The sequence below is a fragment of the Streptomyces sp. NPDC087440 genome (assembly GCF_044744005.1).
Lineage (GTDB): Bacteria > Actinomycetota > Actinomycetes > Streptomycetales > Streptomycetaceae > Streptomyces.
Map to the genome: position 1 here is coordinate 50338 of NZ_JBIUXN010000023.1, position 23225 is coordinate 73562.

At 71.4% G+C, this 23225-nt stretch carries 21 protein-coding genes; 5 read left to right on the top strand and 16 right to left on the bottom strand.

All coding sequences use genetic code 11. The annotated features are described in order from the left end of the window. Nucleotides 1-13 precede the first annotated feature (13 nt). The 3 genes from ACIO3O_RS34275 to ACIO3O_RS34285 all read left to right on the top strand — a co-directional run bounded on the left by ACIO3O_RS34275 (nt 14) and on the right by ACIO3O_RS34285 (nt 3858). Nucleotides 14-1099, top strand: coding sequence for a GNAT family N-acetyltransferase (locus ACIO3O_RS34275; RefSeq protein ID WP_401752741.1), 1086 nt, complete (start codon nt 14-16; stop codon nt 1097-1099). A 63-nt stretch (nt 1100-1162) separates the two neighbouring features. Then, complete coding sequence (locus ACIO3O_RS34280) at nt 1163-2593, top strand: ATP-grasp domain-containing protein (protein ID WP_401752743.1); 1431 nt, start codon at nt 1163-1165, stop codon at nt 2591-2593. Then, nucleotides 2587-3858, top strand: coding sequence for an MFS transporter (locus tag ACIO3O_RS34285; RefSeq protein WP_401752745.1), 1272 nt, complete (start codon nt 2587-2589; stop codon nt 3856-3858). Before ACIO3O_RS34280 ends, ACIO3O_RS34285 begins: the two co-directional genes overlap by 7 nt. A 123-nt stretch (nt 3859-3981) precedes the next feature. On the opposite strand, the gene ACIO3O_RS34290 is transcribed toward ACIO3O_RS34285, so the two are convergent. The 4 genes from ACIO3O_RS34290 to ACIO3O_RS34305 form a co-directional block, all read right to left on the bottom strand. Next, entirely contained in the window at nt 3982-4887 is a 906-nt protein-coding gene (locus tag ACIO3O_RS34290; protein ID WP_401752747.1) for a LuxR C-terminal-related transcriptional regulator, read from the bottom strand. A 239-nt stretch (nt 4888-5126) separates the two neighbouring features. Beyond that, nucleotides 5127-6299, bottom strand: coding sequence for a fatty acid desaturase (locus ACIO3O_RS34295; protein ID WP_401752749.1), 1173 nt, complete (start codon nt 6297-6299; stop codon nt 5127-5129). Continuing rightward, nucleotides 6296-6427 (bottom strand): hypothetical protein, encoded by a 132-nt coding sequence (locus ACIO3O_RS34300; RefSeq protein WP_401752751.1) that lies wholly within the window; start codon nt 6425-6427, stop codon nt 6296-6298. Before ACIO3O_RS34300 ends, ACIO3O_RS34295 begins: the two co-directional genes overlap by 4 nt. Nucleotides 6428-6668: 241 nt before the next feature. Further along, on the bottom strand, nt 6669-7286 hold the full coding sequence (locus tag ACIO3O_RS34305; RefSeq protein ID WP_401752753.1) for a hypothetical protein: 618 nt from the start codon (nt 7284-7286) through the stop codon (nt 6669-6671). Between the two features lie 246 nt (nt 7287-7532). On the opposite strand from ACIO3O_RS34305, the gene ACIO3O_RS34310 reads away from it, so the two are divergent. Beyond that, nucleotides 7533-8444, top strand: a complete 912-nt coding sequence (locus ACIO3O_RS34310) for an EamA family transporter (RefSeq protein ID WP_401752754.1) — start codon at nt 7533-7535, stop codon at nt 8442-8444. Between the two features lie 48 nt (nt 8445-8492). On the opposite strand, the gene ACIO3O_RS34315 is transcribed toward ACIO3O_RS34310, so the two are convergent. The 11 genes from ACIO3O_RS34315 to ACIO3O_RS34365 form a co-directional block, all read right to left on the bottom strand. After that, nucleotides 8493-9494: a TIGR03842 family LLM class F420-dependent oxidoreductase gene (locus ACIO3O_RS34315; protein WP_401752898.1), complete on the bottom strand. Its 1002-nt coding sequence runs from the start codon at nt 9492-9494 to the stop codon at nt 8493-8495. A gap of 270 nt (nt 9495-9764) precedes the next feature. Next, a complete protein-coding gene (locus ACIO3O_RS34320; protein WP_401752899.1) occupies nt 9765-11753 on the bottom strand; it encodes a bifunctional metallophosphatase/5'-nucleotidase in 1989 nt (662 codons plus the stop codon). 139 nt (nt 11754-11892) lie between these two features. Beyond that, on the bottom strand, nt 11893-13683 hold the full coding sequence (locus tag ACIO3O_RS34325; protein WP_401752755.1) for a choice-of-anchor A family protein: 1791 nt from the start codon (nt 13681-13683) through the stop codon (nt 11893-11895). 226 nt (nt 13684-13909) lie between these two features. Further along, the gene (locus ACIO3O_RS34330; RefSeq protein ID WP_401752757.1) at nt 13910-14095 is read right to left on the bottom strand and encodes a hypothetical protein; all 186 of its coding nucleotides are present in this window, start codon (nt 14093-14095) and stop codon (nt 13910-13912) included. A 175-nt stretch (nt 14096-14270) separates the two neighbouring features. Beyond that, nucleotides 14271-14909, bottom strand: a complete 639-nt coding sequence (locus ACIO3O_RS34335) for an Ada metal-binding domain-containing protein (RefSeq protein WP_401752759.1) — start codon at nt 14907-14909, stop codon at nt 14271-14273. Nucleotides 14910-15037: 128 nt separating this feature from the next. Continuing rightward, nucleotides 15038-15415, bottom strand: a complete 378-nt coding sequence (locus ACIO3O_RS34340) for a DUF4265 domain-containing protein (RefSeq protein ID WP_401752761.1) — start codon at nt 15413-15415, stop codon at nt 15038-15040. Then, nucleotides 15372-16763 (bottom strand): dihydropyrimidinase, encoded by a 1392-nt coding sequence (hydA, locus tag ACIO3O_RS34345; protein WP_401752763.1) that lies wholly within the window; start codon nt 16761-16763, stop codon nt 15372-15374. The genes ACIO3O_RS34340 and hydA overlap by 44 nt, the downstream gene beginning before the upstream one ends. Before the next feature lie 106 nt (nt 16764-16869). After that, complete coding sequence (locus ACIO3O_RS34350) at nt 16870-18153, bottom strand: aspartate aminotransferase family protein (protein WP_401752765.1); 1284 nt, start codon at nt 18151-18153, stop codon at nt 16870-16872. Between the two features lie 49 nt (nt 18154-18202). Continuing rightward, nucleotides 18203-19045 (bottom strand): nitrilase-related carbon-nitrogen hydrolase, encoded by an 843-nt coding sequence (locus ACIO3O_RS34355; RefSeq protein ID WP_401752767.1) that lies wholly within the window; start codon nt 19043-19045, stop codon nt 18203-18205. Between the two features lie 381 nt (nt 19046-19426). Next, complete coding sequence (locus ACIO3O_RS34360; RefSeq protein WP_401752769.1) at nt 19427-19816, bottom strand: PPOX class F420-dependent oxidoreductase; 390 nt, start codon at nt 19814-19816, stop codon at nt 19427-19429. Between the two features lie 49 nt (nt 19817-19865). After that, nucleotides 19866-20135 carry a helix-turn-helix domain-containing protein gene (locus ACIO3O_RS34365; RefSeq protein WP_401752771.1) on the bottom strand — a complete coding sequence of 90 codons (270 nt, stop codon included), beginning with the start codon at nt 20133-20135 and terminating at the stop codon, nt 19866-19868. 41 nt (nt 20136-20176) lie between these two features. Between ACIO3O_RS34365 and map the strand changes: the two genes are divergently transcribed. Next, complete coding sequence (map, locus tag ACIO3O_RS34370; protein WP_401752773.1) at nt 20177-20947, top strand: type I methionyl aminopeptidase; 771 nt, start codon at nt 20177-20179, stop codon at nt 20945-20947. 368 nt (nt 20948-21315) lie between these two features. On the opposite strand, the gene ggt is transcribed toward map, so the two are convergent. Beyond that, nucleotides 21316-23175: a gamma-glutamyltransferase gene (gene ggt, locus ACIO3O_RS34375; RefSeq protein WP_401752775.1), complete on the bottom strand. Its 1860-nt coding sequence runs from the start codon at nt 23173-23175 to the stop codon at nt 21316-21318. Nucleotides 23176-23225: the final 50 nt, after the last annotated feature.

Sequence of the window (23225 nt, forward strand, 5' to 3'; positions counted from 1 at the left end):
AAGGATGAGATCCATGAGCCTGCACGAGCACTCCCGCGCGGCCGACCTCCCGCGCGCGCAGTGGGCGGCGTTGTTGCGCCCCGAAGACCTGTTCCTCGCCGAGCGGTGGCTGGAGGTCGCCGAGCGCACCGCCGGCTGCCCCATGCGCTACCTGCTCCTGGAGCAGGACGGGCGGGTCGCCGCGGGGCTTGCCACCGCGCTGGCCGACCACACCGCTCCCTGGGTGTTCGGACGCCCGGACACCATGCTGGAGACGGCCGCGAAGGACGGCCGGGACGGTGCCGCCGAGGTCCTGGCGGCACTGCCGGGACCGGCCGCCGAGGCTCTGTTGCCCACGCTGGTGTGCGGTGGCCGGCACATGGGCCGCAGCCGGGTGCCGCGCCGTGCGGGCACCGGCCGCGCCGAGGTCGAGGCGCTGGTCGCGCGGGCCGAGGAACTGGCCGCCGCCGAGGGCGCCCGGTCGGTCGCGTTCCCGTTCGTGGAGGACGGCGACACCGTACTGAGAGAGGTGCTGGGCGAGCGTGGCTACCTGGTGCACGAGGCGGGGCGCTTCAGCTCCCTCACCGTGGACGCGGGCGGCTTTGACACCTATCTGGAGCGTCTGTCGTCCGGCAAGCGCCGCCGCCGGGTGCTCGCCGAACGACGCCGGATCGCCGCCGCGGGCGTCGAGCTGCGTCTCGCCCCGCTGTCCCCGGAGCTGATCCCGGCGCTCGCCTCCCTGGAGGAGCAGCTGATGGGCAAGTACGGGGCCACCTGGACCGCCGCCCAGACCGAACAGGTGCTGCGGGAGATGCTGACCGGTTACGGCGCCGACGCCCAGGTGGTGCTGGCCGAGGCCGACGGGAAGATCCGCGGCTTCGCCACCCTGCTGCACCACCAAGGGCACTGGTACGCCCGCCAGACCGGCTTCGACTACGACTACCAGCAGCGGCACAACCTGGCCCTCTACTTCGAGACCGTCTACTACTTCCCGGTCGAGGCCGCCGCCCGGCTCGGCATCGGAGCCATCCACTACGGCCTGGGCAGCGAAGCGGCCAAGGCGTCCCGGGGCTGCACCGCCGAGACCCAGCACGCCCACCTGCTGCCGCTCCCGCGCTGAGCACCCCGCCCTCCCCCGGGGCCCCTCCCCGCCCCCCTCCTGACGCAAGGACGACACCGACCCATGTCCGCCGGAAACATCATCGCCGTCGTCGAGACCGGCCGCGGCGAGTACGGCCTCCAGCCCCTGCTGCGCGCCCGTGACCTGGGCCTGCGCCCGGTCCTGGTCACCGACGACCTCAGCCGCTACGCCGTGGACGACGCCTCCCGTGCCCTCATCGACGCCACGGTCCACGCGGTCCTGCCCGCCGACACCCGCGACAGCGGCGCGGTCGCCGAAGCTCTGCGTCCGCTGCGGGACAGCGGGGAGCTGTGCGGCGTCCTCGCCGTCATCGACTACTACGTACCGGTCGTCGCCGAGGTCGCACGAACCCTGGGCCTGCCCGGGCTGGCACCCGAGGCCGCCCACGCGGCCCGCAACAAGCTGCGCACCCGGGAGATCTGCGCCGAAGTGGGCGTCCCCGCCCCGAAGTTCGTCCGCGCCACCTCGCGCGAAGAGGCGCGGCAGGCCGCCGCCACGGTCGGGCTGCCCTGTGTGGTCAAGCCGCTCACCGAGGCCGCGAGCATCGGCGTACGGCTGTGCAGGACCGCCGCCGAGGTGGTGGAGCACTACGCCGAACTCACCGCCACCGACACCGACATGCGCGGTATGCGCAAGCCGGGCGGCGTCCTCGTCGAGGAGTACCTGACCGGATTCGAGGTGAGCGTCGAGACGTTCACCACCGGGCAGGGCCCCCAGGTCGTCGGCGTGACCGACAAGTCCCTGGCTCCGCACCCGTACTTCGTGGAGGTGGGCGAGACCTTCCCCACCCAACTGCCCGCCACCGTGCGCGACGGGGCCGTACAGGTCGCCCTCGACGCCCTCAAGGCCATCGGGCACGACTTCGGCGCCGCACACGTCGAGATCAAGGTGACGGCGGACGGTCCCCGCCTGGTCGAGATCAACGCCCGGATGGGCGGCGCCCAGATCGGCCGGGTCGTACGGGAGGCCACCGGGCTGGACCTCCTCGCCGAGGTCGTCAAGGTGCACGCCGGGCAGCGGCCCGACCTCGCCGCCACCCGCTCCGGCGCCGCCGCGTCCCGCTACCTGACGGCGGCCGACGACGGCACCCTCAACGGTTTCCGCGGCCAGGACCTGGTGGGGCGCCTGCCGGGAGTGGTCACGGTCGACCTGTACGCCCGGCCCGGCACGGCGGTGCGCCGGGCCCGGAGCAACGCCGACGTCCTCGGACATCTCGTGGTACGCGCGGACAGCCCGGCCGAGGCGGCCCGCTGGGCGGACACCGCCGCCCTCATGCTCACCGCCGACGTGGACCTGCTCACCGTCGATGCGGGCCGGCTCACCGCCGACGCGGACCTGCCCACCGCCAACGCGGGCCAGCTCACCACCGACGCGGACCTGCCCACCGCCAACGCGGGCCAGCTCACCACCGACGCGGACCTGCCCACCGCCGACGCCGGCCAGCTCACCGCCGATGCGGGCCTGCCGTGCTGAGCGGCCTCAAGGCGTCCCTGCCGACCGGCCGGGGCGCTCCCTGGTTCGCCGCCGCGACCTTCGCCAACGCGGTCGGCATGGGCGTCTACTACCCCTTCTCGCTCCTCTACTTCGACGCGGTGCTGGACTCCTCCCTCACCGCCGTCGGCACTGCCCTGACCGTCGCCGCGCTGATCGCGCTGCCGTTGCTGCCCGCGATCGGCCGCCTCATCGACCGCTGGGGTCCGCAGCGGGTGCTGTGCGCCAGTACGGCGGTCAGGGCGGCCGCGTTCGCCGCGTACCCCCTGGTCGACTCGCTGCTCGCGTTCGTCGCGCTCAGCGTGCCGGTCGCGCTCGCCATGCGCACCGAGCAGGCGGCGACGCCCGTGCTGGCCGCCCGTCTCGCCGAGCGGGGCGACGCCGCGCCGGGGCGCTGGCTGGCGCTGTCGCGGGCCATGTTCAACGCCGGGTTCGGGCTGGGCGCGGTCGTGGCCGGTCTGGTGGTGGCGGCGGACCAGGACGTGCTGGTCAAGGTCGGCACGGCCAACGCGGTGTGCGTCGCGGTCGCCGCCGCGCTGTACCTCGCGCTGCCGGGCGGCCGGGCGACGTCCACCACGAAGCCGGTGCCCGACGCGCAGCTGACGCCCCCGGCCGACGTCCGGTCCACACGGCCCTGGCAGAACCGGCCGTTCCGTATCGTCGTGGCGGCCGGTGCCGGGCTGTGGATCATCGCGGTCGGACTGGAGACGGCGCTGCCCGTGCACCTGGTGCGTGCGGGCGCGACTCCCGCCTGGACCGTGAGCGTCCTGTTCGCCCTGAACACCGTGCTGCTCGCGCTGTTCCAGGTCCCCGTCGCGCACCGCGTGGAGAAGGTTCGCCCCGCCACGCTGGTCGCGGTGGGTGCCGCCCTGCACGTCGCGCTGCCCGCCGCGCTGGTCGTCGCGGACGCGCTGCCGCAAGCGGTGGCGGTCGCGGTGCTGGTGGCGGCCATGGTGGTGTACACGCTCGGCGAACTCATCGCCTCCCAGGCGGTACTGACCCTTCTCACCGGCATCGCCCCGGGGGAACGCCGCGGCGCCTTCCTCGCCTTCCACCAGATGTTCGTGGGCCTCGCGAACGCGCTGACCCCGCTGCTGGTGACCGTGTCACTGGACCGTTCGGCCAACGGCCTGTGGGCGCTCTTCACGGTGTGCTCGGTGGGCATCGCGGTGCTGATGGCGGTCTCGGGCCGCACCCTGGTGCCCCCGCGGACGCGGCAGCCGGCCGAGACGGTGCGGGCGGCCTGAGCGCATCCCCCCTCCGGCACCGGCCTCGACCCGACACCGACACCGGCGGCCCCGCGATATCCATCGCGGGGCCGCCGGTGTCATCGCTGTCTTCGGTATCAGAGCCAGCCGCCGCCGTCGGTGTCAGAGCCAGCCGCGTCGGCCGGCCAGCACTCCCGCCTGGAAGCGGCTGCCTGCCCCCAGCCGGTCGGTCAGCTCGGCGATCCTGCGGCGTACGGTGCGCTGGGAAACGCCGAGCTGGCGCCCCGCGGCCTCGTCGGTCAGCCCCTTGGCGAGCAGCCGCAGCAACTCCTGGTCAGCGGAGGCGAGTTCGCCGTCCTCGTCCTGCGGGCGGCCCCCGAAGGGCGTGCCGGAGTCCCAGAACTGCTCGAAGAGAGCGAGCAGCGCAGTCAGAATGCCGGTGCCCGTCACCACCAGTGCACCGGCGCCCCGCTGCTCGGGGTCGACCGGCAGCAGGGCGGTCTCCCGGTCGAAGATCAGCAGGGTGAGCGGGAGCACCGGGGTGGTGCGGATCTCGGTGCCGTTGTCGGTGAGCCAGCGCACGTGATCGCGGGTCGGCGGGTGGTTGCGGATGCTCTCCAGGTACAGGCCGCGCATGATCACCCCTCGGTCGAGCGCCGCACGGTCGGTGGCGCGCCCGGCCTCCAGGGCCTCGGCCTGGTAGGAGCCCGCGTTGAACGAAATGATCTCCACGGAACTCCTGCAGACCAGTTCCTCGATCCGGGTGCGGATGGCGTCGATGCCCTCCAGCCGCTGGACGCCGTTCTCGCCGGGGACATGGCCCACGGTGGTGTACTCCGAGACCAGGCGGGCCATGGAGGAACGGCTGCGCTCCAGCTCCTGCTGCTGCTGCAGCAGGCGTTCCTCCTGACCGGCGAGGAGCGCCCCCACGGCGACCTCCGGGCTGATGGGCAGCAGCAGGTCGTCGTTCTCCCAGGAGCGCCGGATCAGCGAGAGTTCGGTGAGCCGGGAAATGGCGTCCCGGACGGCCGTCTCGTCCGCCTCCAGTTCGGTGACGAGTTCGAGCACCCGCCCCCCGGCCGTACGAAGAATTCGCCGATAGACCGACTCTTCAAGTTCGCCTAGCCCCAGCACCCGTCCCCCAGGTAAGTGTGATCATTACGCACGGATCGGGTGGCACTATATTCGCAGCTTGGCATATGCATGCAAGGTTGTCTCGGGTACTGGATCGGGGGCGCCCGGTAACCGGACGCCCCCGACACATCATCAAGGTTCCTGCGGAATTACGTACCTTCTTCGGCCCGTTCTCAGGCGGCCCGCAGCAGGTCTCCCCCGCCGTCGGCCCGTACGGAGCCGTCGGGCCGCGCAGAGTCCTCGGCCACATCCGAACGCTCCCCGAGAGCCACCGCCGACCGCTCTCCGCGAGCCGCCGCCGACCGTTCCCCGAGCCCGCGGACGATCTGCCGGATCGCCGACTCCTGCCCCTGCGGGCCCTTCATGAACAGCCCGCCCATCCGCGCGTCCCACGCCGCGTACTCGGGGTCCTGCAGGCGCAGTTGGTGCACCTTGCGGATGTTCCAGTACGGGGTGCGGGTGTCGAGGTGGTGGTCCAGGTGGAAGTTCTCGCGGTGCATCGCCGTGAGGAACCGCTCCAGACCGCGGCTCTTGCGGTTGCGCGTCATATAGAGGTTGACGCTGTTGTCCCGCACCAGCGGGGTGTGCTCGGCCAGTTCGATGTACCAGCTGACGATCTGGAACGTGGTCAGGTACGGCACCACCCAGAACAGCACGAACTCCACGAGCAGCCCGCCCCAGGCGAGACCGCCGAGCGCGACCGCCCAGAACACGGCGAACGCGATGGTGTCGCGCCGGGCCTTGACCTTGTGGTCGGCGCGCGACTCCTCCTCCGTCGCACTCCCGCCACCGCCGAACCTGTTGACGACCAGGTACTTCAGTACCGACAGCGTGCGCGAACCCAGCGCGGGCAGCACCACCAGTCGCATCCAGCGGGCGCGGGCGGTCAGCCCCTCCTCGTAGACGCCCTGCTCGATGAAGAAGACCAGATCCGGGTCCGCATCGGGGCGCCCCAGCTTGGGGTGATGGGTGGCCACGTGCGACTTCTTGTACGAGTAGTGCGTCTGGAAGATCGGGTACGCCGACAGGACGGTGCCCAGAACGAGGTTGAGCGTCCGGTTGGCCGCGAGGATGCCGTGCGCACTCTCGTGCAGCAGGGTCGCCAGGGCCCGCATCCGGGAACCCACCACGACCAGGGTCAGCGGGTAGAACCAGAAGGAGACCCCGGCGCTCAGCCAGACGGCGGCCGTGATCCAGAAGGCGTCGGACAGGAACCCGAGAATCCCGTGCCAGTTGTCGAGCCGGTTGAGCTCCCGGGCGCGTTCCCGTATCTCCCGGCTGAAGCGGTAGGGCGTGTAGCGCCCCTCCGCGACGGCCCAGTCGGTGGTGGTCTTCGCTCGCGTCACCACTCGGTGATCAGCTCCGAACCACCGGTCGCGCCGCCGTTCTCCGCGGCACAGGCGGTACCCGCACCGAACGCGACGACGGCCAGTGTGGTCACCAGGGCGAGAACCCAACGACGGGCGAAACGCATGGTTTTCCTTCTCTCAGGAGAGGCGAGCGAATTACTCGCGATCCGGCGGGCGTGCTGTTCCCGCCCGAGAAGATCTTGTCGTTGCGCAGCATCCGAAGAAAGGGATTCCGGCGTCCGCAAACGTCATTGGCAGGCTTAGGACGCACATCTGTGAAATCGCTGGCCGCAAACGGACAAAGGGCCGTGTCCTCATGCGGACACGGCCCGGAAAGAAGTGTGGAACAGGGAACTCGTACGTAACTCATTTCCCCCGCGGAACCTGAAAGTACAGGGGCAGCCCGGTGGGCAGCGGCCCGCCGGGGAGCAGCAGCCGTCCCCCGATACCGGGACACGGCGGCCAGTGCGCGTCCGCCCCCAGCCCGAGGTGCCGGCCGACGAACGCCGACCAGCCCGGCATCATCGGCCGGGCCGTCATCGAGAGGCCGGCCAGCAGATCCAGATGGGCGGCGAGCCAGCCGCCGCGCACCGAGGGCCGCAGCAACGGCGCCGAGTTGAGCCGCCGCAGATCCTGCCGGGCGGACGTCGCGGTCTCGGTGAGCACCGATGCGGCGAGGTCGGGCCGGAACCGCTCGGGCGAGAGGTGGCGCCCCAGTTCGGGAACGGCCGTGCACAGCAGCCGTCCGGCGACCCCGCCCGGCCCGTTCGCGGGCGGCGGTACGGTGGCCGAACCGGCGCCCGGACCGGCGAGACTGCCCAGCAGGCGGTCGGCCCAGGTCTCCAGCTGGTCGATGAGGATCAGCTGGACGGTGTCGGCCAGTTCCCGGTCGTCGACCGCCGCCGGCCGCCCGTCGGCCCACAGCAGGCAGGCATGGAAGCGCAGGGCGTCCCGCGCCGCGTCCGTTCTCATCGGTCCTGCCATGCGCCCATCCTGCGGGGCGGGCCGGACTCCACGGCCTCCCCCGGGCTGTCAGGAAGCGGAAATGGCCGATTCCGGCCGTGCGTCCCCTCGCTATTGCCGCACCTCCCGTACGGGATCGCCGCCCGTCCGGTACGGGCCATTTCCGCTTTCGGCCGACACGAAAGCCTGGCCCGTCCCCTTCCTTCCGGTGAAGCTTCTCGCGGCACCGCAGACAATGCGAACGACCGACGAGGAAGAGTAGGCGAAATGCAGCGCACCAGAATGCGGTCGGGAACCGCCGGGCCCGCGGCGCTGGCCGTTCTGGCCATGACCAGCGTCCAATTGGGGGCGGGTGTCTCCACCTGGATGTTCGACCGGTCGGGCCCCGTCGGGACCGCGTTCCTGCGGCTGGCCTGGGCCGCCGTGTTCCTGTGGATGTGGGCCCGGCCCCGGCTGCGCGGCCGCCCGCGCAAGGACCTGCTGGTCGCCGCCGCTCTCGGTGCGATGAGCGCCGCGATGACGATGTTCTACTTCCTCGCCATCGACCGCATCCCGCTCGGTGTCGCGAGCGCCCTGGAGTTCCTGGGGCCGCTCGCGGTGGCCGTCTGGGGCCTGCGCGGCCGGAGGGTGGACCTGCTGTGGCCCGCGCTCGCCGCGCTGGGCGTCCTGGCGCTGACCCGCCCCTGGGAGGGGAACGCGGAACTCCTCGGCCTGCTGTTCGGCTGCCTGGCCGGTGCCTGCCTGGGTGGCTACGTGGTCTTCACCCAGAAGGTCGGGGACCGCTTCTCGGGCGTCGACGGGCTGGCCGTCTCCCTGACCGTGGCCGCCTTGTGCGCCGCGCCCTTCGGCCTGCCCCAGGCGGCCGGCCACCTGCTGGACCCGTGGGTGCTGCTGGGCTCGGCGGGCGCCGCGCTGCTGCTGCCGGTACTGCCGTACGTTCTGGAACTCATCACCCTGCGCAGGCTGTCCACGGCCGCGTTCGGCACCCTGATGAGCTTCGAGCCCGCCATCGCGGTCGTGATCGGCCTGGTGCTGCTGTCCCAGCCCGGGGACGTCCTGCAGTACGTGGGAACGGCCTTGGTCATCGTCGCCAGCCTGGGCGCGGTACGCCGGGGTTCCCGCACGGCACAACCGGAGGCGCCCGCACCCAAGCCGCAGGAGGCGGCCGCCCTCCCGTAGCCCCCACCCCGTACGGGACACTCAATGCCCCGTACGGGAAAGGGACGTTCAGGACCGGAGCGCGGGGATGACGGACTTCCCGTAGGCGTCGATCGTGCGCTCGCGGGCGTCGTGCATGTTGTAGACGGCGAACTGGTCGACGCCCAGTCCGCGCAGCGCGCGCAGCTTCTCGATGTGCGCCTCGACCGGGCCCAGCAGGCAGAACCGGTCGACGATGTCGTCGGGCACGAAGTCTGTGTCGGGGTTCCCGGCCCGCCCGTGGTGCGCGTAGTCGTAGCCCTGCCGGGCCTCGATGTACGCGGTGAGCGCCTCCGGTACGAGACCGGAGTCCGCCCCGTACTTGGCCACCAGGTCGGCGACGTGGTTGCCGACCATGCCGCCGAACCAGCGGCACTGGTCGCGCGCGTGAGCAAGGTCGTCGCCGACGTAGGCGGGGGCGGCGACGCAGATCTTCACCTCGGCGGGGTCGCGTCCGGCGTCGGAGGCCGCGTCGCGCACGGCGCGGATCATCCACTCGGTGAGGAAGGGATCGGCGAGCTGGAGGATGAACCCGTCGGCCTTCGCCCCGGCGAGGGCGAGCGCCTTGGGCCCGTACGCGGCCATCCACACGGGCAGCTTCCCGTCCCGCACCCAGGGAATCCGTACCGCCTGCCCGTCCACCTTGGCCTCGCGGCCCTCGGCGAGGTCACGGATGACGTCCATGGCCTCGCCCAGCCGGGCCAGGGTGTTGGGTTTGCGGCCCGCGACGCGCAGGGCGGAGTCGCCCCGGCCGATGCCGCAGACGGTGCGGTTGCCGTACATGTCGTTGAGGGTGGCGAAGGTGGAGGCGGTGACCTCCCAGGTGCGGGTGGAGGGGTTGGTCACCATGGGGCCGACGACGAGCCGCTGGGTGTGTTCCAGGATGCGGCTGTAGATGACGAACGGCTCCTGCCACAGGACCGCGGAGTCGAAGGTCCATCCGTGGGTGAATCCGTTGCGTTCGGCGCGGCGCATCAGGCCGACGACCTCGGATGCGGGGGGATCGGTCTGCAGGACGAGTCCGAAGTCCATCGGCATGTGGGGCGTACCTCCTGGCTCAGGTACTGACGGTATGTCTGCTGGAACGAACTACCGCGCGCGCACGGCGATTTCAGCCGCTGCGGGGCCGCGTCGCCGGGGCTGCGAAGGGGTCAATCGTGGACCCCGCCGGGGACCTTGGCAAGAGGGACACCACGCGCGTCCACGTGCGGCGTCGCCGGTTTCGCCCGTACGGGGGAAGATCCGTGGCGGCCCCTCCCCCGTACGGCAGCGACCGCCCGGCAGCGCCCCGCCCGGTCGCGGTCAGCAGGGTGGCCGGTAACCACCCTCCCGCAGGGCGCGCGGCCCGCCGGCCGTGACGGTCGCGGCCACGGACGGCGGCAGCGGGGTGCCGTCCTCGCGCACCGGCACCGGCGGGTCGACGACCTCGCCGACGCCGGGCCCGCGCAGGGCGGCGTTCTTGACCTTCACCCGGTCCAGCGGCGACGGCGTCAGCACCTTCCGCTCGCGCACGAAGGCGACGAAGCTCTCGAAGTCCCGCTGGTGCCGGTAGGCCTCGCGGTAGGTGGTGAGCGCCGGGTAGCCGTCCATGCCGAGCAGGGTGTACGAGGAGGTGGCGAGCCGGTAGTCGCGGTCGAGCCGCAGCGGGGCGCCGTCGATCGTGACGTCGGCGGGGTCGACCCGGTCGCCGACGGCACCGGACGCGTCGAAGGCGTACCGGACGTTCCCGGAGACGGCCAGCGGCGCGAAGCGCAGCGCGCCGTCCGGCCCCTGCGACCACTGCTGCTCCAGGGCGTCGTGAAGCTGCCGCCCGCCGACCTTCACGCACACGACGGGGCTGCCGTACCCGACCGCCCGCCAGGCCTGCCCGAAGGCGACCGCGCCCTCCGGCCCCGGCGTCAGGTCGCCGCGTACGAGCGACTGCCCGACGGTCGGCGCGAGCGGAATCAGCGCGAGCTGGGCGGGAACGTACCGGTGGATGTTGGAGTCGTCGTACGCCGGTACGGGCCTGCGTGCGGCCCACAGCGCCCAGTCGGCGGCGAGGTCGCCCATGGTGGACTGCCCGGCGGTGTTGCGGGTGCGGGTGAAGGGGGCGCGCTGGGTGCCGATGCGGCTGCGCTCGCGGGCGGCGGCCTGCCCGGCCCAGTAGTCCGCGACGGCCTTGAGTTCGGGGTGCGGGGTGACGTCGCGGGTGTTGGGGTGGCTGGTGGCGACGGTGAGCTCGCGGACGACCTTGCCGGTGCGCGGGTCGATCCGCAGGTTGATCTCGTTGATGACCTGGCCGTGGAATCCGGCCTCGACGAAGGGCCGGGGGACGCCGTCCGGGTCGGGCACCATCATGGTGAAGCGGGTGTGCCAGTGCCCGCAGACGATGGCGTCGATGTCGGGCGAGACCTTGAGCGCGAGGTCGTAGGCGGGCCCGGAAGGATTGCTGCCGCTGTTGAAGTCGCCTCCGGCCACCGCGCCGTCGTGCATGCTGAGCACGATCGTGTGCACACCGCGCCGCTTGAGCTCGCGGGCGCACCGGTCGGCGGTGGTGATCTGGTCCAGGGTTCTGAGCCCCGGGTGGAACGAGTTCGGGAACAACTCGCTCCCGAACACGGTGAGATGGATGAACCCGATCGGAATGCGCCGCCCGCGCGGGCCCCGTACGTACTCGACGTGGTACGGCGGCAGCACGGTCCGTCCCGAGCCCGCGCGCACCACATTGGCGCTGTAGTAACGGAAGTCGGCCCCTCTGAAGCGCTTCCCTGTCGAGTCGCGGAAGCCGGTGTCGCGCCCCACGACCGGGTAGGCACGCCCGCCCACCATGTGCTCCACGAGATTCGCGGTCGCCTTGTCGAACTCGTGGTTCCCGGCGGTCGCGAAGTCGAGCCCGAGCCTGTTCAACGCCTCGATGGTCGGCTCGTCGGAGAAGGCGGCGGCGTCGAACTCCCACCCGGAGAAGAGGTCCCCGGGCGCGAAGAAGATCGAGTTCGCCCGCCCGTCGCGCAGCCGCTCCAGGTGCGCCCCCATGGCGGCGACGCCCCCGACGGTGTACGTCCGGCCGCCGTTGCCCCGTACGACGGCGTCGCTGCCGGTCGGCCCCTGCAAGTACCCGTGCAGGTCACAGATGTTGAGGAGCTGTACGTCGACGTACTCGTCGGCGGTGGCGGCGTCCCGGGCCGCGTCGGACGCGTAGGCGGGGACGCCGAGAGCGGTGGTGGTGGCGAGGGCGCCGAGGGCGGTGAGAAAGGTGCGCCGCCCACTGACGTACGAACCCGCCTTCCCCGCAAGAGAGTTGACAGAGATACCTCTAGGATTCCGAGTCACCCAGCGATGGTGCGAATACGGAAGTGACACCCCCGCAAAGGCGGGGCGTCAGACGCATGGCGGGGCCACGGCAGCACCGTGAACCGCTCGGTTGCCGCCGTGGCACACGCGCCGGGTGCTACTTCTTCGGCTTGTCGCGCCGCTCCTCGTTCGTCATCCGTACGATGACGCCCTGGGCGGCGTTGGCCCTGGTCACGGCGTGCGGGCCCGAGACCGGGTGGCGCGGCAGGCGGTAGCCCGCCGGGGCGGCCGTCTCGCGCACGTAGTACGCACCGAGCCGCAGCCCGTCGAAGTCGCAGCGCCCCCGCTCGTCGGTGGCGCAGCCGCTGCCGATCCGGGTGTCGGCGCGTCCGGCGGTCTGGAGGCCGGGCACGCCGTTGGTCTCACGCCACAGCTCGACGACGGCACGCGGCAGGCCGCGTCCGGTGCGGGAGTCGACCTTGCGGACGTGCAGGCTGCCCTTGACGTCGGGAACGACGGGGGTCTTCTTGTTCCGTACGGTCACGGAGACGCCCTGCAGACGCACGGCCTCGGGCAGCGCCACCGGGCCCACGACATTGTCCTTGGGCAGGTCGTACCCGGCCGGTGCCTTGACCTCCTGCCAGTAGAAGGAGTATCCGGCCAGGACCGTCGCCCGGCACACGCCCTGCGCGTCCGTGGTGCACGGCTGGCCGCGACGCCGGTCGGGGCGCATGCCGGTGGTCTGGAGCCCGGGAACCCCGTTGGCCTCCCGCCACAGCTGGAAGACCGCGCCGGGCAGCGGCGCGCCGCTCGCGTCGTCGACCTTCACGACCTTGATCTCCCCTTCCTTCGGCAGCGGCTTGCCGCAGGAGGGCAGGTCGCCGTTGAAGGGGTAGGCGTGGAACTCCTGGCCGCCACCGCCGCTGGGGGCGCTCTGGTGGGTGAGGGACCCGGTGGTGAAGAAGCGGCCGTTGACGCCGGGCAGGGTCACGTCGGCCTCGGAGGCCTGGTTGCCGATGAGGACACTGCCCTGGAACTGGCCGGTGCCCTTGAGGTCGACGGTGGTGGCGTCGGGGAAGTTCCACAGGAGGCGGCTGCGGAGCTTGTTGAAGGGGTCGTTGTCGTCGAAGGACCCGCTGTACGTGTTGATGGTGCGCTTCGTGCCGAGGACATTGACCAGAACGGTCGCCCCGGCCGGAACACCGCGGAACTCGATCCCCTGCTGCCCGCCGCCGGGCGAGGCGAGGTCGAAGTCGGCGTTGAAGACCTGGAGGGCGGAGGAGCCGTCCCCGGTGAAGACGGTCTGGCCGCCCTCGTTCACGGAGGTGCCGGTGGCGGGACGCAGCCCGGTGTCGCCGTCGGCGTAACACTGGCTGGCGTCCGAGAGCTGCTTGCGCAGCCCCAGATACGGGGTGGCCGCACCCGCGTCCTGCGTACTGGTCCCGACGATGGTGCCGGTCGCCGGTCCGGCGTGACGCACCACCCCGTCCTCGGCGAGCAGCCGCTGACCTGCTCCGATGGTGACGGATCCACCGGTGGCGAGGTAGTCGGAACCGACGGGCGGCGCAACCCGGGACCCTACCCCGGCAACCCCTACGTTATAAATCTGACTGCCCTCGGGCGACTTGTCCATGTCGAACGCCCCGAGCACGACGACCCGCCCCTCGGCCTCCGCCGCCTTGCCCCGGACCCGGAAGTCGCCGCCCACGAAGACGTTGATGCCGTTGTCGTACCCGGCGATGTCCCCATTGTTGATCGGCGGAAAGGGATCAGGACACTGACCGGGAACACAGGGCCCGAGCCCCCCGGGCAGGGGGTCGGCCTGGGCCACACCCTTCGCTACCGCAAGCCCCGCCTGCCCCACCGCAGGCCCCGTTCCCGCCTGCGCCACCGCGGGCAGCAGGACGACTCCGGCCGCCACCCAGGCGACCCCTGCCGCCCGAACCATCCGTACACCACGCCCACCAGGTACTCTCCGCACGTCTTCACTGCCCCTCGGTCACGCCCCTGCTCCGTGCAGGGGATCTCGGGATCGCCCGCACGAGGAGCGGGCGCCCGGAGATCTTTTCAGCGTTCGCATCCAGCAATTTGCTGACGCGCCGTCATTTCCCGACGGCCATGCGAGTGGCCCCACAAGGGGAGAGGCCCACGACGGAGGACAGCCCTCCCCACCATCAGCCGCGCCCACGCCGCCCGAACGCGAAATACAGCCCCAGCAACACGGCCCCCACCACGGCCACGACGCTTGTGACCGCACCACTGGCCAGCGAGGCGACCACGATGACGATCAAGGCATAGAGCACGGGCAGAATCACGTTCAGGTTGGTCGCCGCTGACTTCGGTCTCTGGCTCTGGCTCAAGGCGGGTCCTCTGCTCATAGGTCGGCACGCGGCACACACGGCGTGGGAGGCACGGAAACTCGGGTGATCATGCCACCGCCCCCCACGACGTCACACCCGACTTTGCCAACACCTTGCCCCTGCCTCCACACGCACCCCACCCCAAAGGGCCCCGTCTCCACGCCAGTTGGGACCCTCACAGCCCCCGGATCCGCCGCCACCGCGCACGGGTCCGACCGGCCAGGACGTACCAATACGTACCGCCGCTGCCCCTGCCGCAGTGCACGGGCCAGTTGGTCCGCTCGTACTCGCGATGAACGACCCAACTCAACTTCGAGAACGCGGCCCGCAACTCCCCCCGGGCCAGCCCGAGGCTCGCCTCCACCTCACCGTGCTCGTACGGCCCGCCCTCCCGAGCCCCCAAGTAGTCAAGAAGCCGAACGGTACGGTCGCCTATCGTCTTCCGGCTGTCCCCCACCAGGAGCTCCAAGTCCCCCTCCACCCACGGCACTTCACACAACTCCCCCGCCCCGGAGAAGGTGCGGTCACTGAACTCCCCCGTGATGCCCCGCGCCTTCCACACCCCGTAGTCCGCACGCAGACAGGTGTGACAGGGCCGGTACCCGGCAGCAATGGCGGTCGCCCGATCCGCGAAGAACACCCGGTCACGCACATACCCACCCCGGTCAATCGCCCGCCGCGCACTCGCACAGTCGAGCCGCCCGTACAACCGCTGGGACCGATGCCCACCCACCGCACCGGGGGAATCGGAGGGATACTCCTGCCGGTCCACTCCGAGAAGGGTGTACGTACGCGAAGGCCGCTCATTCGTCATACGCACATCGTCGACCAAGGCCCCACCACCACGCCCACGGGTCCCCAAGCAACCGAACACACGCCTCACTCCCCCTCACCCGGCCTGCGCTTCGCTGCTGCGGTGCCGCGTGGAGGGGCGGCAGGTGGTCAGACCCGTGTGGTGGTGAACGGCCTGACATCGGCCCATTCCCAGAAGGCGCGCGCTGCGTCGACTTCCGGCTGCAGCAGGGCGAACAGCCCGCTCGTGTCGGCGCGGGGAGGTACATCGACGGCAACGAAGCGCTCTCCGTTCCATTCGCTGAGCAGTCCGGATTCCTTGATCGACTGCTTGATGCTGCGGCAGAGCTGTTCGGTGTGCTCGTTCGGCACGAGGAGCGCGCGCAGGACGCGGCGTCCGCTCGGCTCGACGAGTCCGGCGACACGTGTGACAACCCCACCCGAACGCGATCCGCCCGCGTCCGGACCTCCAGGGCGGGACTCCCTAGCCGAGGTACTGAGTAGTAGCTCGGGCGAGGTACGCGCCATGTCCGGCCCGTCCCTTGAACTCGCCCTGATCGATGACCACTTCGCCCCGCGACAGCACAGTCTCCACCCGCCCCGTGATGCGCCGCCCCTCGTACGCCGAGTAGTCGACGTTCATGTGGTGCGTGGCCGCCGAGATGGTCTGTTCGGCCACCGGGTCGTAGATGACGACGTCGGCGTCCGCACCCGGTGCGATCGTGCCCTTCGTGCCGTAGAGGCCGAACATCCGGGCCGGGGTCGCACACGCGATCTCGATCCAGCGGCGGCGGGTGATGTGGCCGTCGACCACGGCCTGGTGGAGGAGGTCCATGCGGTTCTCCACGCCCGGCAGCCCGTTGGGGATCTTGGAGAAGTCGCCTCGGCCCAGCTCCTTCTGGCCGGTGAAGCAGAAGGGGCAGTGGTCGGTGGAGACCACCTGAAGGTCGTTCGTCCGCAGCCCGCGCCACAGCGCGGCCTGATGCTCCTTGGGACGCAAGGGAGTTGAGCAGACGTACTTCGCACCCTCGAAATCGGGCTCGGCGAGATTGTCGGTGGAGAGGAAGAGGTACTGGGGGCACGTCTCGCCGAAGACGGGGAGGCCCTTGTGCCGGGCCGTCGCGATCTCGTGGAGGGCCTCCTCCGCCGAGACGTGGACGACGTACACGGGGGCCCCGGCCACCTGCGCCAGCTTGATGACCCGGTGCGTGGCCTCCGCCTCCAGCAGGGCCTTGCGGACCTCGCCGTGGTAGCGGGGGTCGGTCTCGCCGCGGGCGAGGGCCTGTTCGACGAGGACGTCGATGGCGAGCCCGTTCTCGGCGTGCATCATGATCAGGCCCCCGTTGGAGGCGGCCCGTTGCATCGCGCGCAGGATGTTGCCGTCGTCGCTGAAGAAGACGCCGGGGTAGGCGGTGAAGAGCTTGAAGGAGGAGATTCCTTCGGAGACCAGGCCGTCCATCTCCTTCAAGGACGACTCGTTCACGTCCGACATGATCATGTGGAAGCCGTAGTCGATCGCGCACTTGCCGTCGGCCTTCGCGTGCCACGCGTCCAGGCCCGCGCGCAGGCTCTGGCCCGGGGACTGGATCGCGAAGTCGATGATCGTGGTGGTGCCGCCCCAGGCCGCGGCCCGGGTGCCGGACTCGAAGGAGTCGGCGGCGAAGGTGCCGCCGAAGGGCATCTCCATGTGCGTGTGCGCGTCCACGCCGCCCGGGATCACGTACTTGCCCGTTGCGTCGAGCGTGCGGTCGGCCGTCCAGCCGTGGCCGTTGGGGGCCGCGACGCCCACCACGCGTCCGCCCTCGATCAGTACGTCGGCGTGGACTTCGTCGTTGGCGGTGATGACGAGACCGCCCGTGATCAGGGTGCGAGTCACAGCTTCGGCTCCATTCGCGATCGTACGGAGAGGGCGTGGGGAGGGGGCGTACGGAGAAGGGGTGCGGGGCCCGCCCCTGGGAGCGGGCCCCGCACAACGGGGTCAACTACACGGCGTGCAGCGCGCGTTCAAGGATGGACGCGCCTTCCTCCGCCTCCGCCACCGTCAGCGAGAGCGGCGGTGCGATGCGCAGGACGCTCGTGTTGTGGCCGCCGCCCTTGCCGAGCAGGAGGCCGCCCTCGCGGGCCGCTTCCTGGACCCGGCCCGCCGCTTCCGGCCAGGCCTGGTCGGTGCCGGGGCGGACGATCTCGATGCCCGCCATCAGGCCCCGGCCGCGGACCTCGCGGACGCAGGCAGTGGTCGCGCCGATCGCGCGCAGGCGCTCCAGGAGGAGGCCGCCGACGCGGCGGGAGTTGCCCTGGAGGTCGTGTTCCAGGAGGTACGAGAGGTTGGCGAGGCCGGCGGCCATGGTGACCGGGGAGCCGCCGAAGGTGGAGATGGAGCCGGAGTCGACGCAGTTCATGACCTCGGCGCGGGCGACGACACCGCCGATGGACATGCCGTTGCCGATGCCCTTGGCGAAGGTCATGATGTCCGGCGGGCCGTTCTCGGCGTGTGCCTGCCAGCCCCAGAAGTGGTCGCCGGTGCGGCCCCAACCGGTCTGCACCTCGTCGGCGATCCACAGGATGCCGTGGCGGGACAGGACCTCGCGGAAGGCCGCGTACAGGCCGTCGGGCGGGGAGGTGAAGCCGCCGACGCCCTGGATGGGCTCGGCGATGAGGGCGGCGACCTGGCCGCGGGTCTGGCCGAGCACGTCTTCGAGGTCGGCGACGCACGCCTCGATGAACTGGGCGTCGGAGAGGTGCGCGAAGGGACCCCGGTACCGGACGCCCCCGTGGACGTACAGCGTCTGGAGCGGGGAGAGGCTGGTCGGGGACCAGTTGCGGTTGCCGGTGAGGCCCACGGTGGAGAAGGAGCGGCCGTGGTAGCTGTTGCGCATCGCCAGGAGCTGGTTGGAGCGGCGGTACGTCGTGGCCAGGAGCAGGGCCGTGTCGTTGGCCTCGGTGCCCGAGGTGGTGAAGAAGACCCGGGCGTCGGGGATGCCGGAGAGGTGGGCGACCCGTTCCGCCAGGTCGATCATGGGGCGGTTGAGGTACAGGGTGGAGGAGTGGATCATGCGGGCGGCCTGCTCGGAGACCGCCTTGGTGACCTCGGGGAGGGCGTGCGCGGTCATCGTGGTCAGGATGCCGCCGAAGAAGTCGAGGTACTTGTTGCCCTCGGCGTCCCAGACGTGGCGGCCCTCGCCGTGGGTCAGCTCAATGGGGTTCTGGTAGTAGAGGGCGAGCCACTCGGGCAGGACGGCCTGGTGGCGGGAGTGCAGGTCGGTCACGGCTGAACCCGTCCTTCGTGTCCTTCGTGCGCGTGCGCGTTCATGGCAGTCACGGCTTGACCAGTCCTTCGTACGCGTCGGGGCGGCGATCGCGGTAGAACGCCCACTGGTGGCGCACTTCCTCGATGAGGTCGAAGTCGAGGTCGCGGATCACCAGTTCCTCGCTCTTGTCGGACGCCGTCTCGCCGACGAACTGGCCGCGCGGGTCCACGAAGTAGCTGGTGCCGTAGAAGTCGTTGTCGCCGTACTCCTCCTGGCCGACGCGGTTGATCGCGGCGACGAAGTACTCGTTGGCGACGGCGGCGGCGGGCTGCTCCAGCTGCCAGAGGTGGGAGGAGAGGCCGCGCGAGGTGGCGGAGGGGTTGTAGACGAGCTGGGCGCCTTCGAGGCCCAACTGCCGCCAGCCCTCCGGGAAGTGGCGGTCGTAACAGATGTAGACGCCGATGCGGCCGACGGCGGTGTCGAAGACCGGCCAGCCCAGGTTTCCGGGTTTGAAGTAGTACTTCTCCCAGAAGCCCTTGACCTGGGGGATGTGGTGCTTGCGGTACTTGCCGAGGTAGCTGCCGTCGGCGTCGATGACGGCGGCGGTGTTGTAGTAGAAGCCGGAGGACTCGCGCTCGAAGACCGGGACGACGATCACCATGCCGGTCTCGCGGGCCAGGTCCTGCATGCGGCGGGTGGTCGGGCCCTCCGGGACGGCCTCGGCCCAGCGGTAGTGCTCCGGCTCCTGGACCTGGCAGAAGTAGGGGGCGTTGAACACCTCCTGGAAGCCGATGACCTTCGCTCCCTGCCGGGCGGCCTCCCGGGCGTGTTCCTCGTGCTTGGCGATCATGGATTCGGTGTCGCCCGTCCAGGTGGCCTGGACCAGAGCGGCGCGTACGACGTGGGCCATGACTCGACTCCGTTCAACCCGTGCGACCTGACGCCCCAGACATCCGACGTGACGTCAGAGACCCTCTACGCCCGTAGAGTTGGGACGTGGATGCTTGAACGTAAGCCGCGGCGCGGAGCGGGGCAAGACCATCGCCGTGAACCCGCAGAGTCGATCTTGTTTCACACCCGCAGGGGTGAAGGACGACGTTCCCCGCCTTGACCTGCGGGCTCGCGAGCGATTCACCGGACCCGCCGGGCGGAACGACTCAAACGGCTCAAACAACTCAAACGACTCACCGGAAGCCCGCCGGACCGGGTGACTCCCCGGGAACCCGCCGGGCGAGGGCCCGGCCGCCCGGGCCCCGAGACCCGGGCCCCGAGGTCCGGGGGGGCCGCCCGCTCAGACCGAGAGCTCGATCCTGATGCCGACGTGGGGGCGCTTGCCCCGCCGCACCAGCCGTGCGGGCGCGTCCGTCAGCCAGTACTGCCAGGTGTACTTGCGCGCGATCATCCCGCGCACCTTCCGCAGCCCCTCCTCGTCGAGCACGGTCGCCCGCCCCTCGACGGTCGGCGCACCGGGCTTGAGCCTGCCGCGCACGTCGCAGGCGGTGACCGTGACCCGGCCGTCCCGCCGGATGCGCTTCACCTTCCAGGACTCCGCGTTGGTCCACACGTACAGCGCGTCGGCGTCACCCGCGACCCACACGGGGGTGGCGACGGGGGTGCCGTCCTTGCGGAAGGTGGTGAGGCTGACGTACCGGGTGCGGGAGAAGGCGCTCTGAAGATCCATGACGCCGACCCTACGGCCCTCCCCGCACGCCGCCCCCGAACCTGGCCCGCTAACCCGTGGCCACGACCGGCATCAGCTCGCACTGCACCAGCAGCCCGTCCAGGGACAGCCCCAGCGTGCCCGCGAGCGCGGCCACGGTGAAGAAGGCCGGAGTCGGGGCGCGCCCGGTCTCGATCTTCCGCAGGGTCTCGGCGGAGAGCCCGGCGGCGGCGGCGACCTCCACGATCGTCCGGCCGTTCTCGGTACGGGCTTCACGGAGCAGGCGGCCGAGGCGTTCGCCGCGCTCGTGCTCTTCGGGGGTGAGGGGGGTGCGAACCATGGCGTTATTCTAATACCCCTCCGACCGGTATAGTAATTGGCATGGTGGAGATCAAAACAGACGCATCCGTGAACGCGATGCGCGAAGCGGGCCGTGTGGTGGCCCAAGCCCTGACCGCGGCCGAGAAGGCGGCGGCGGTGGGGGTGACCCTGCGGGAACTGGACGAGGTGGCCCGGGAGGTCCTGCGGGACGCGGGGGCGGGCTCGCCGTTCCTCGACTATCACCCGGACTGGGCGCCGGTGCCCTTCCCCGCCGTCATCTGCGCGTCCGTGAACGACGCGATCGTGCACGGCATCCCGACGGACTACCGGCTGCGGGACGGCGACCTGGTCAGCATCGACTGCGGGGCGAGCCTGAACGGCTGGGTCGGCGACTCGGCGATCAGCTTCACGGTGGGGCAGCCGCGGGAGGCCGACCTGCGCCTGATCGAAACGGCCCGGGCCGCCCTGGAGGCGGGGATCGCGGCCGCGGTCGTCGGCAACCGTACGGGCGACATCGCCCACGCGGTCGGCACGGTGTGCCGGGCGGCGGGCTACGGCATCCCGCAGGGCTTCGGCGGCCACGGGGTGGGCCGCACGATGCACGAGGGCCCGGAGGTCCCGAACGAGGGCCGCCCCGGGCGGGGCATGAAGCTCCGCCACGGGATGACGATCGCGATCGAGCCGATGCTGATCGGGGGCGGCGGGGACGACTACGGGGCGGCCCCCGACGGCTGGACCCTGTGCACGATGGACGGCAGCAGGGCCGCACACATGGAACACACGGTGGCAGTACGGGACGGGGCCCCGGCCCTCATCCTGACGGCCCTGTAACGCGGCACCCCTGAAGGGCGGCCCCTGAGGGCGCTGCGAAGCAGCCCTTCAGGGGCGCGGGGAACTGCGCGACCAGCCCCCCACCCAGCCGCGCGGCAAGCGCTTTAGGGAAAGGGGCGGGACTGGGGCGATCCCCGGGGGTCCGGGGGCAGCGCCCCCGGCCCGAACAGCAACCCGGCACCGACGTGCAGGCAGGGGGCGGAACCGGGCCGGGCCCGTATCGGGCGGGCCCCCCCTTGCCCGCCCGCCCCGCCCCCGGGGGGGCGGCCCCGCCGCCCAAGGGAGCAGGGGGAAGAGGCGGACCCCAAGGGACACGGGCCATGGGCAGGAGGGCAGAGCCCCCCGCCCACGGGATCCATGGCTGGCCCCTACGGCCGCCCCGCCGGCCGCACCACCATCGCCGCCCCACCCCCCCGCCGTACCTTCTCCGCCGCCGCCAGCCACCTACCGTCACTCAGCCGCTGCACCCCCGTCGCCGCCCCGATCTCCGGGTTCAGCTTGAAGACGTGCCCGAGCCGCTCCAGCTCGCCCCGCACCGCGCTGTCCCACAGCCCCGGCTCCAGCTCGGTCGCCGCCGCGTTCCGCTGGCTGGCCCTCGGCGCGGCGATCGCGTCGACCAGCGGCAGCCCCCGGTCCACATGCCCGATCAGGCTCTGCAGCACCGTGGTGATGATCGTCGCCCCGCCCGGCGACCCGAGCGCCAGCACGGGCCGGTCGTGCTTGTCGAGCACGATCGTCGGCGAGATCGACGACCTCGGCCGCTTGCCCGGCCCGGGCAGGTTCGGGTCGTGCACGGCCGGGTTGGCCGGGGCGAAGGAGAAGTCCGTCAGCTCGTTGTTGAGCAGGAACCCCCTCCCTGGCACGGTGATCCCGCTGCCGCCCGTCGACTCGATGGTCAGCGTGTAGGAGACGACGTTCCCCCACTTGTCCGCCGCCGTGAGGTGCGTCGTGTTCTCGCCCTCGTACGTCGTCGGCGCGACGGCCCCCGAACTCCCGCACGTCCGCGACGGGTTGCGCGGGTCCCCCGGCGGCAGCGGGCTGACCAGCACCTTGTCGTCCTTGATCAGGCACTCCCGCGAGTCCGCGAACTTCTGGGACAGCAGCCCCTTCGTCGGTACGTCCTCGAAGGCCGGGTCCCCGACCCACCGCCCCCGGTCCGCGAACGCGATCCGGCTCGCCTCGATGTACCGGTGCAGGTACTGCGCCTGCGACGCCTTGCGCAGGTCCGTCCGCTCCAGGATGTTGAGCGCCTCACCCACGCTCGTCCCGCCGGAGGACGACGGTGCCATCCCGTACACGTCGAGCCCCCGGTAGGAGACCTTCGTGGGGGCCCGCCGCTCGGTCTCGTACCCGCGCAGGTCGCGTTCCCGCAGGTCCCCGGTGCGCACCTTGCGGGTCGCCTTCGGGTCGACGGGCGGCTTCTGCACCGTACGGACGATGTCGCGCGCGAGGTCGCCCCGGTACAGGGCTCCGACGCCTTCCCTGCCGAGCTTCTCGTACGTCCGGGCCAGCTCAGGATTCTTGAACTTCGCCCCGACAACCGGCAGTTGCCCACCCGGCAGGAACAGCTTCGCCGAGTCGGGGAAGTCCCGGAAGCGCGCCTCGTTGCCCTGTGTCTGGCTGCGGAAGGTCGCGTCGACGGTGAACCCGTCCCGCGCCAGCTTCTCGGCGGGCTTCAGCAGGGTCCGCAGCGACCTGGACCCCCAGGCGTCCAGTGCGGTGTCCCAGGTGGCCGGGGTGCCGGGCGTGCCGACGCTGCGCCCGCTGGTCATGGCCTCGTCGATCGGGATCGGCTTGCCGTCCTCCACGAACAGGTTCTTGTCGGCGCTGCGCGGCGCGGTCTCGCGGCCGTCGATGGTGCGTACCGTACGGGACTTGGCGTCGTAGTAGACGAAGTAGCCACCGCCGCCGATGCCCGCCGAGTACGGCTCGGTGACGCCGAGCGCGGCGGCCGTCGCCACGGCGGCGTCGACCGCGTTGCCGCCGTTGCGCAGCACTTCGATGCCCGCCGCCGACGCGTCGGCGTCCACGCTGGCCACCGCTCCCCCGTACCCGACGGCGACGGGCACCTTCGCGGGCGGCGTCGCGTCCTGCGACGGACTCGCGGCGCCCGGCGGTGCCGCCCCTCCCACCGTGACGACGACCGCTGTCGCGGCCAGCAGGGTCAGCGCCCGGAAGCCGGGCCGGACGGGCCGGGTGGGCCGAGCGGGTCGAGTGGGCCGACGCATGCGTACCTCCAGGCGTGAGACGTCCGCGCAGCGTAGCCCCAGCGCCAGGC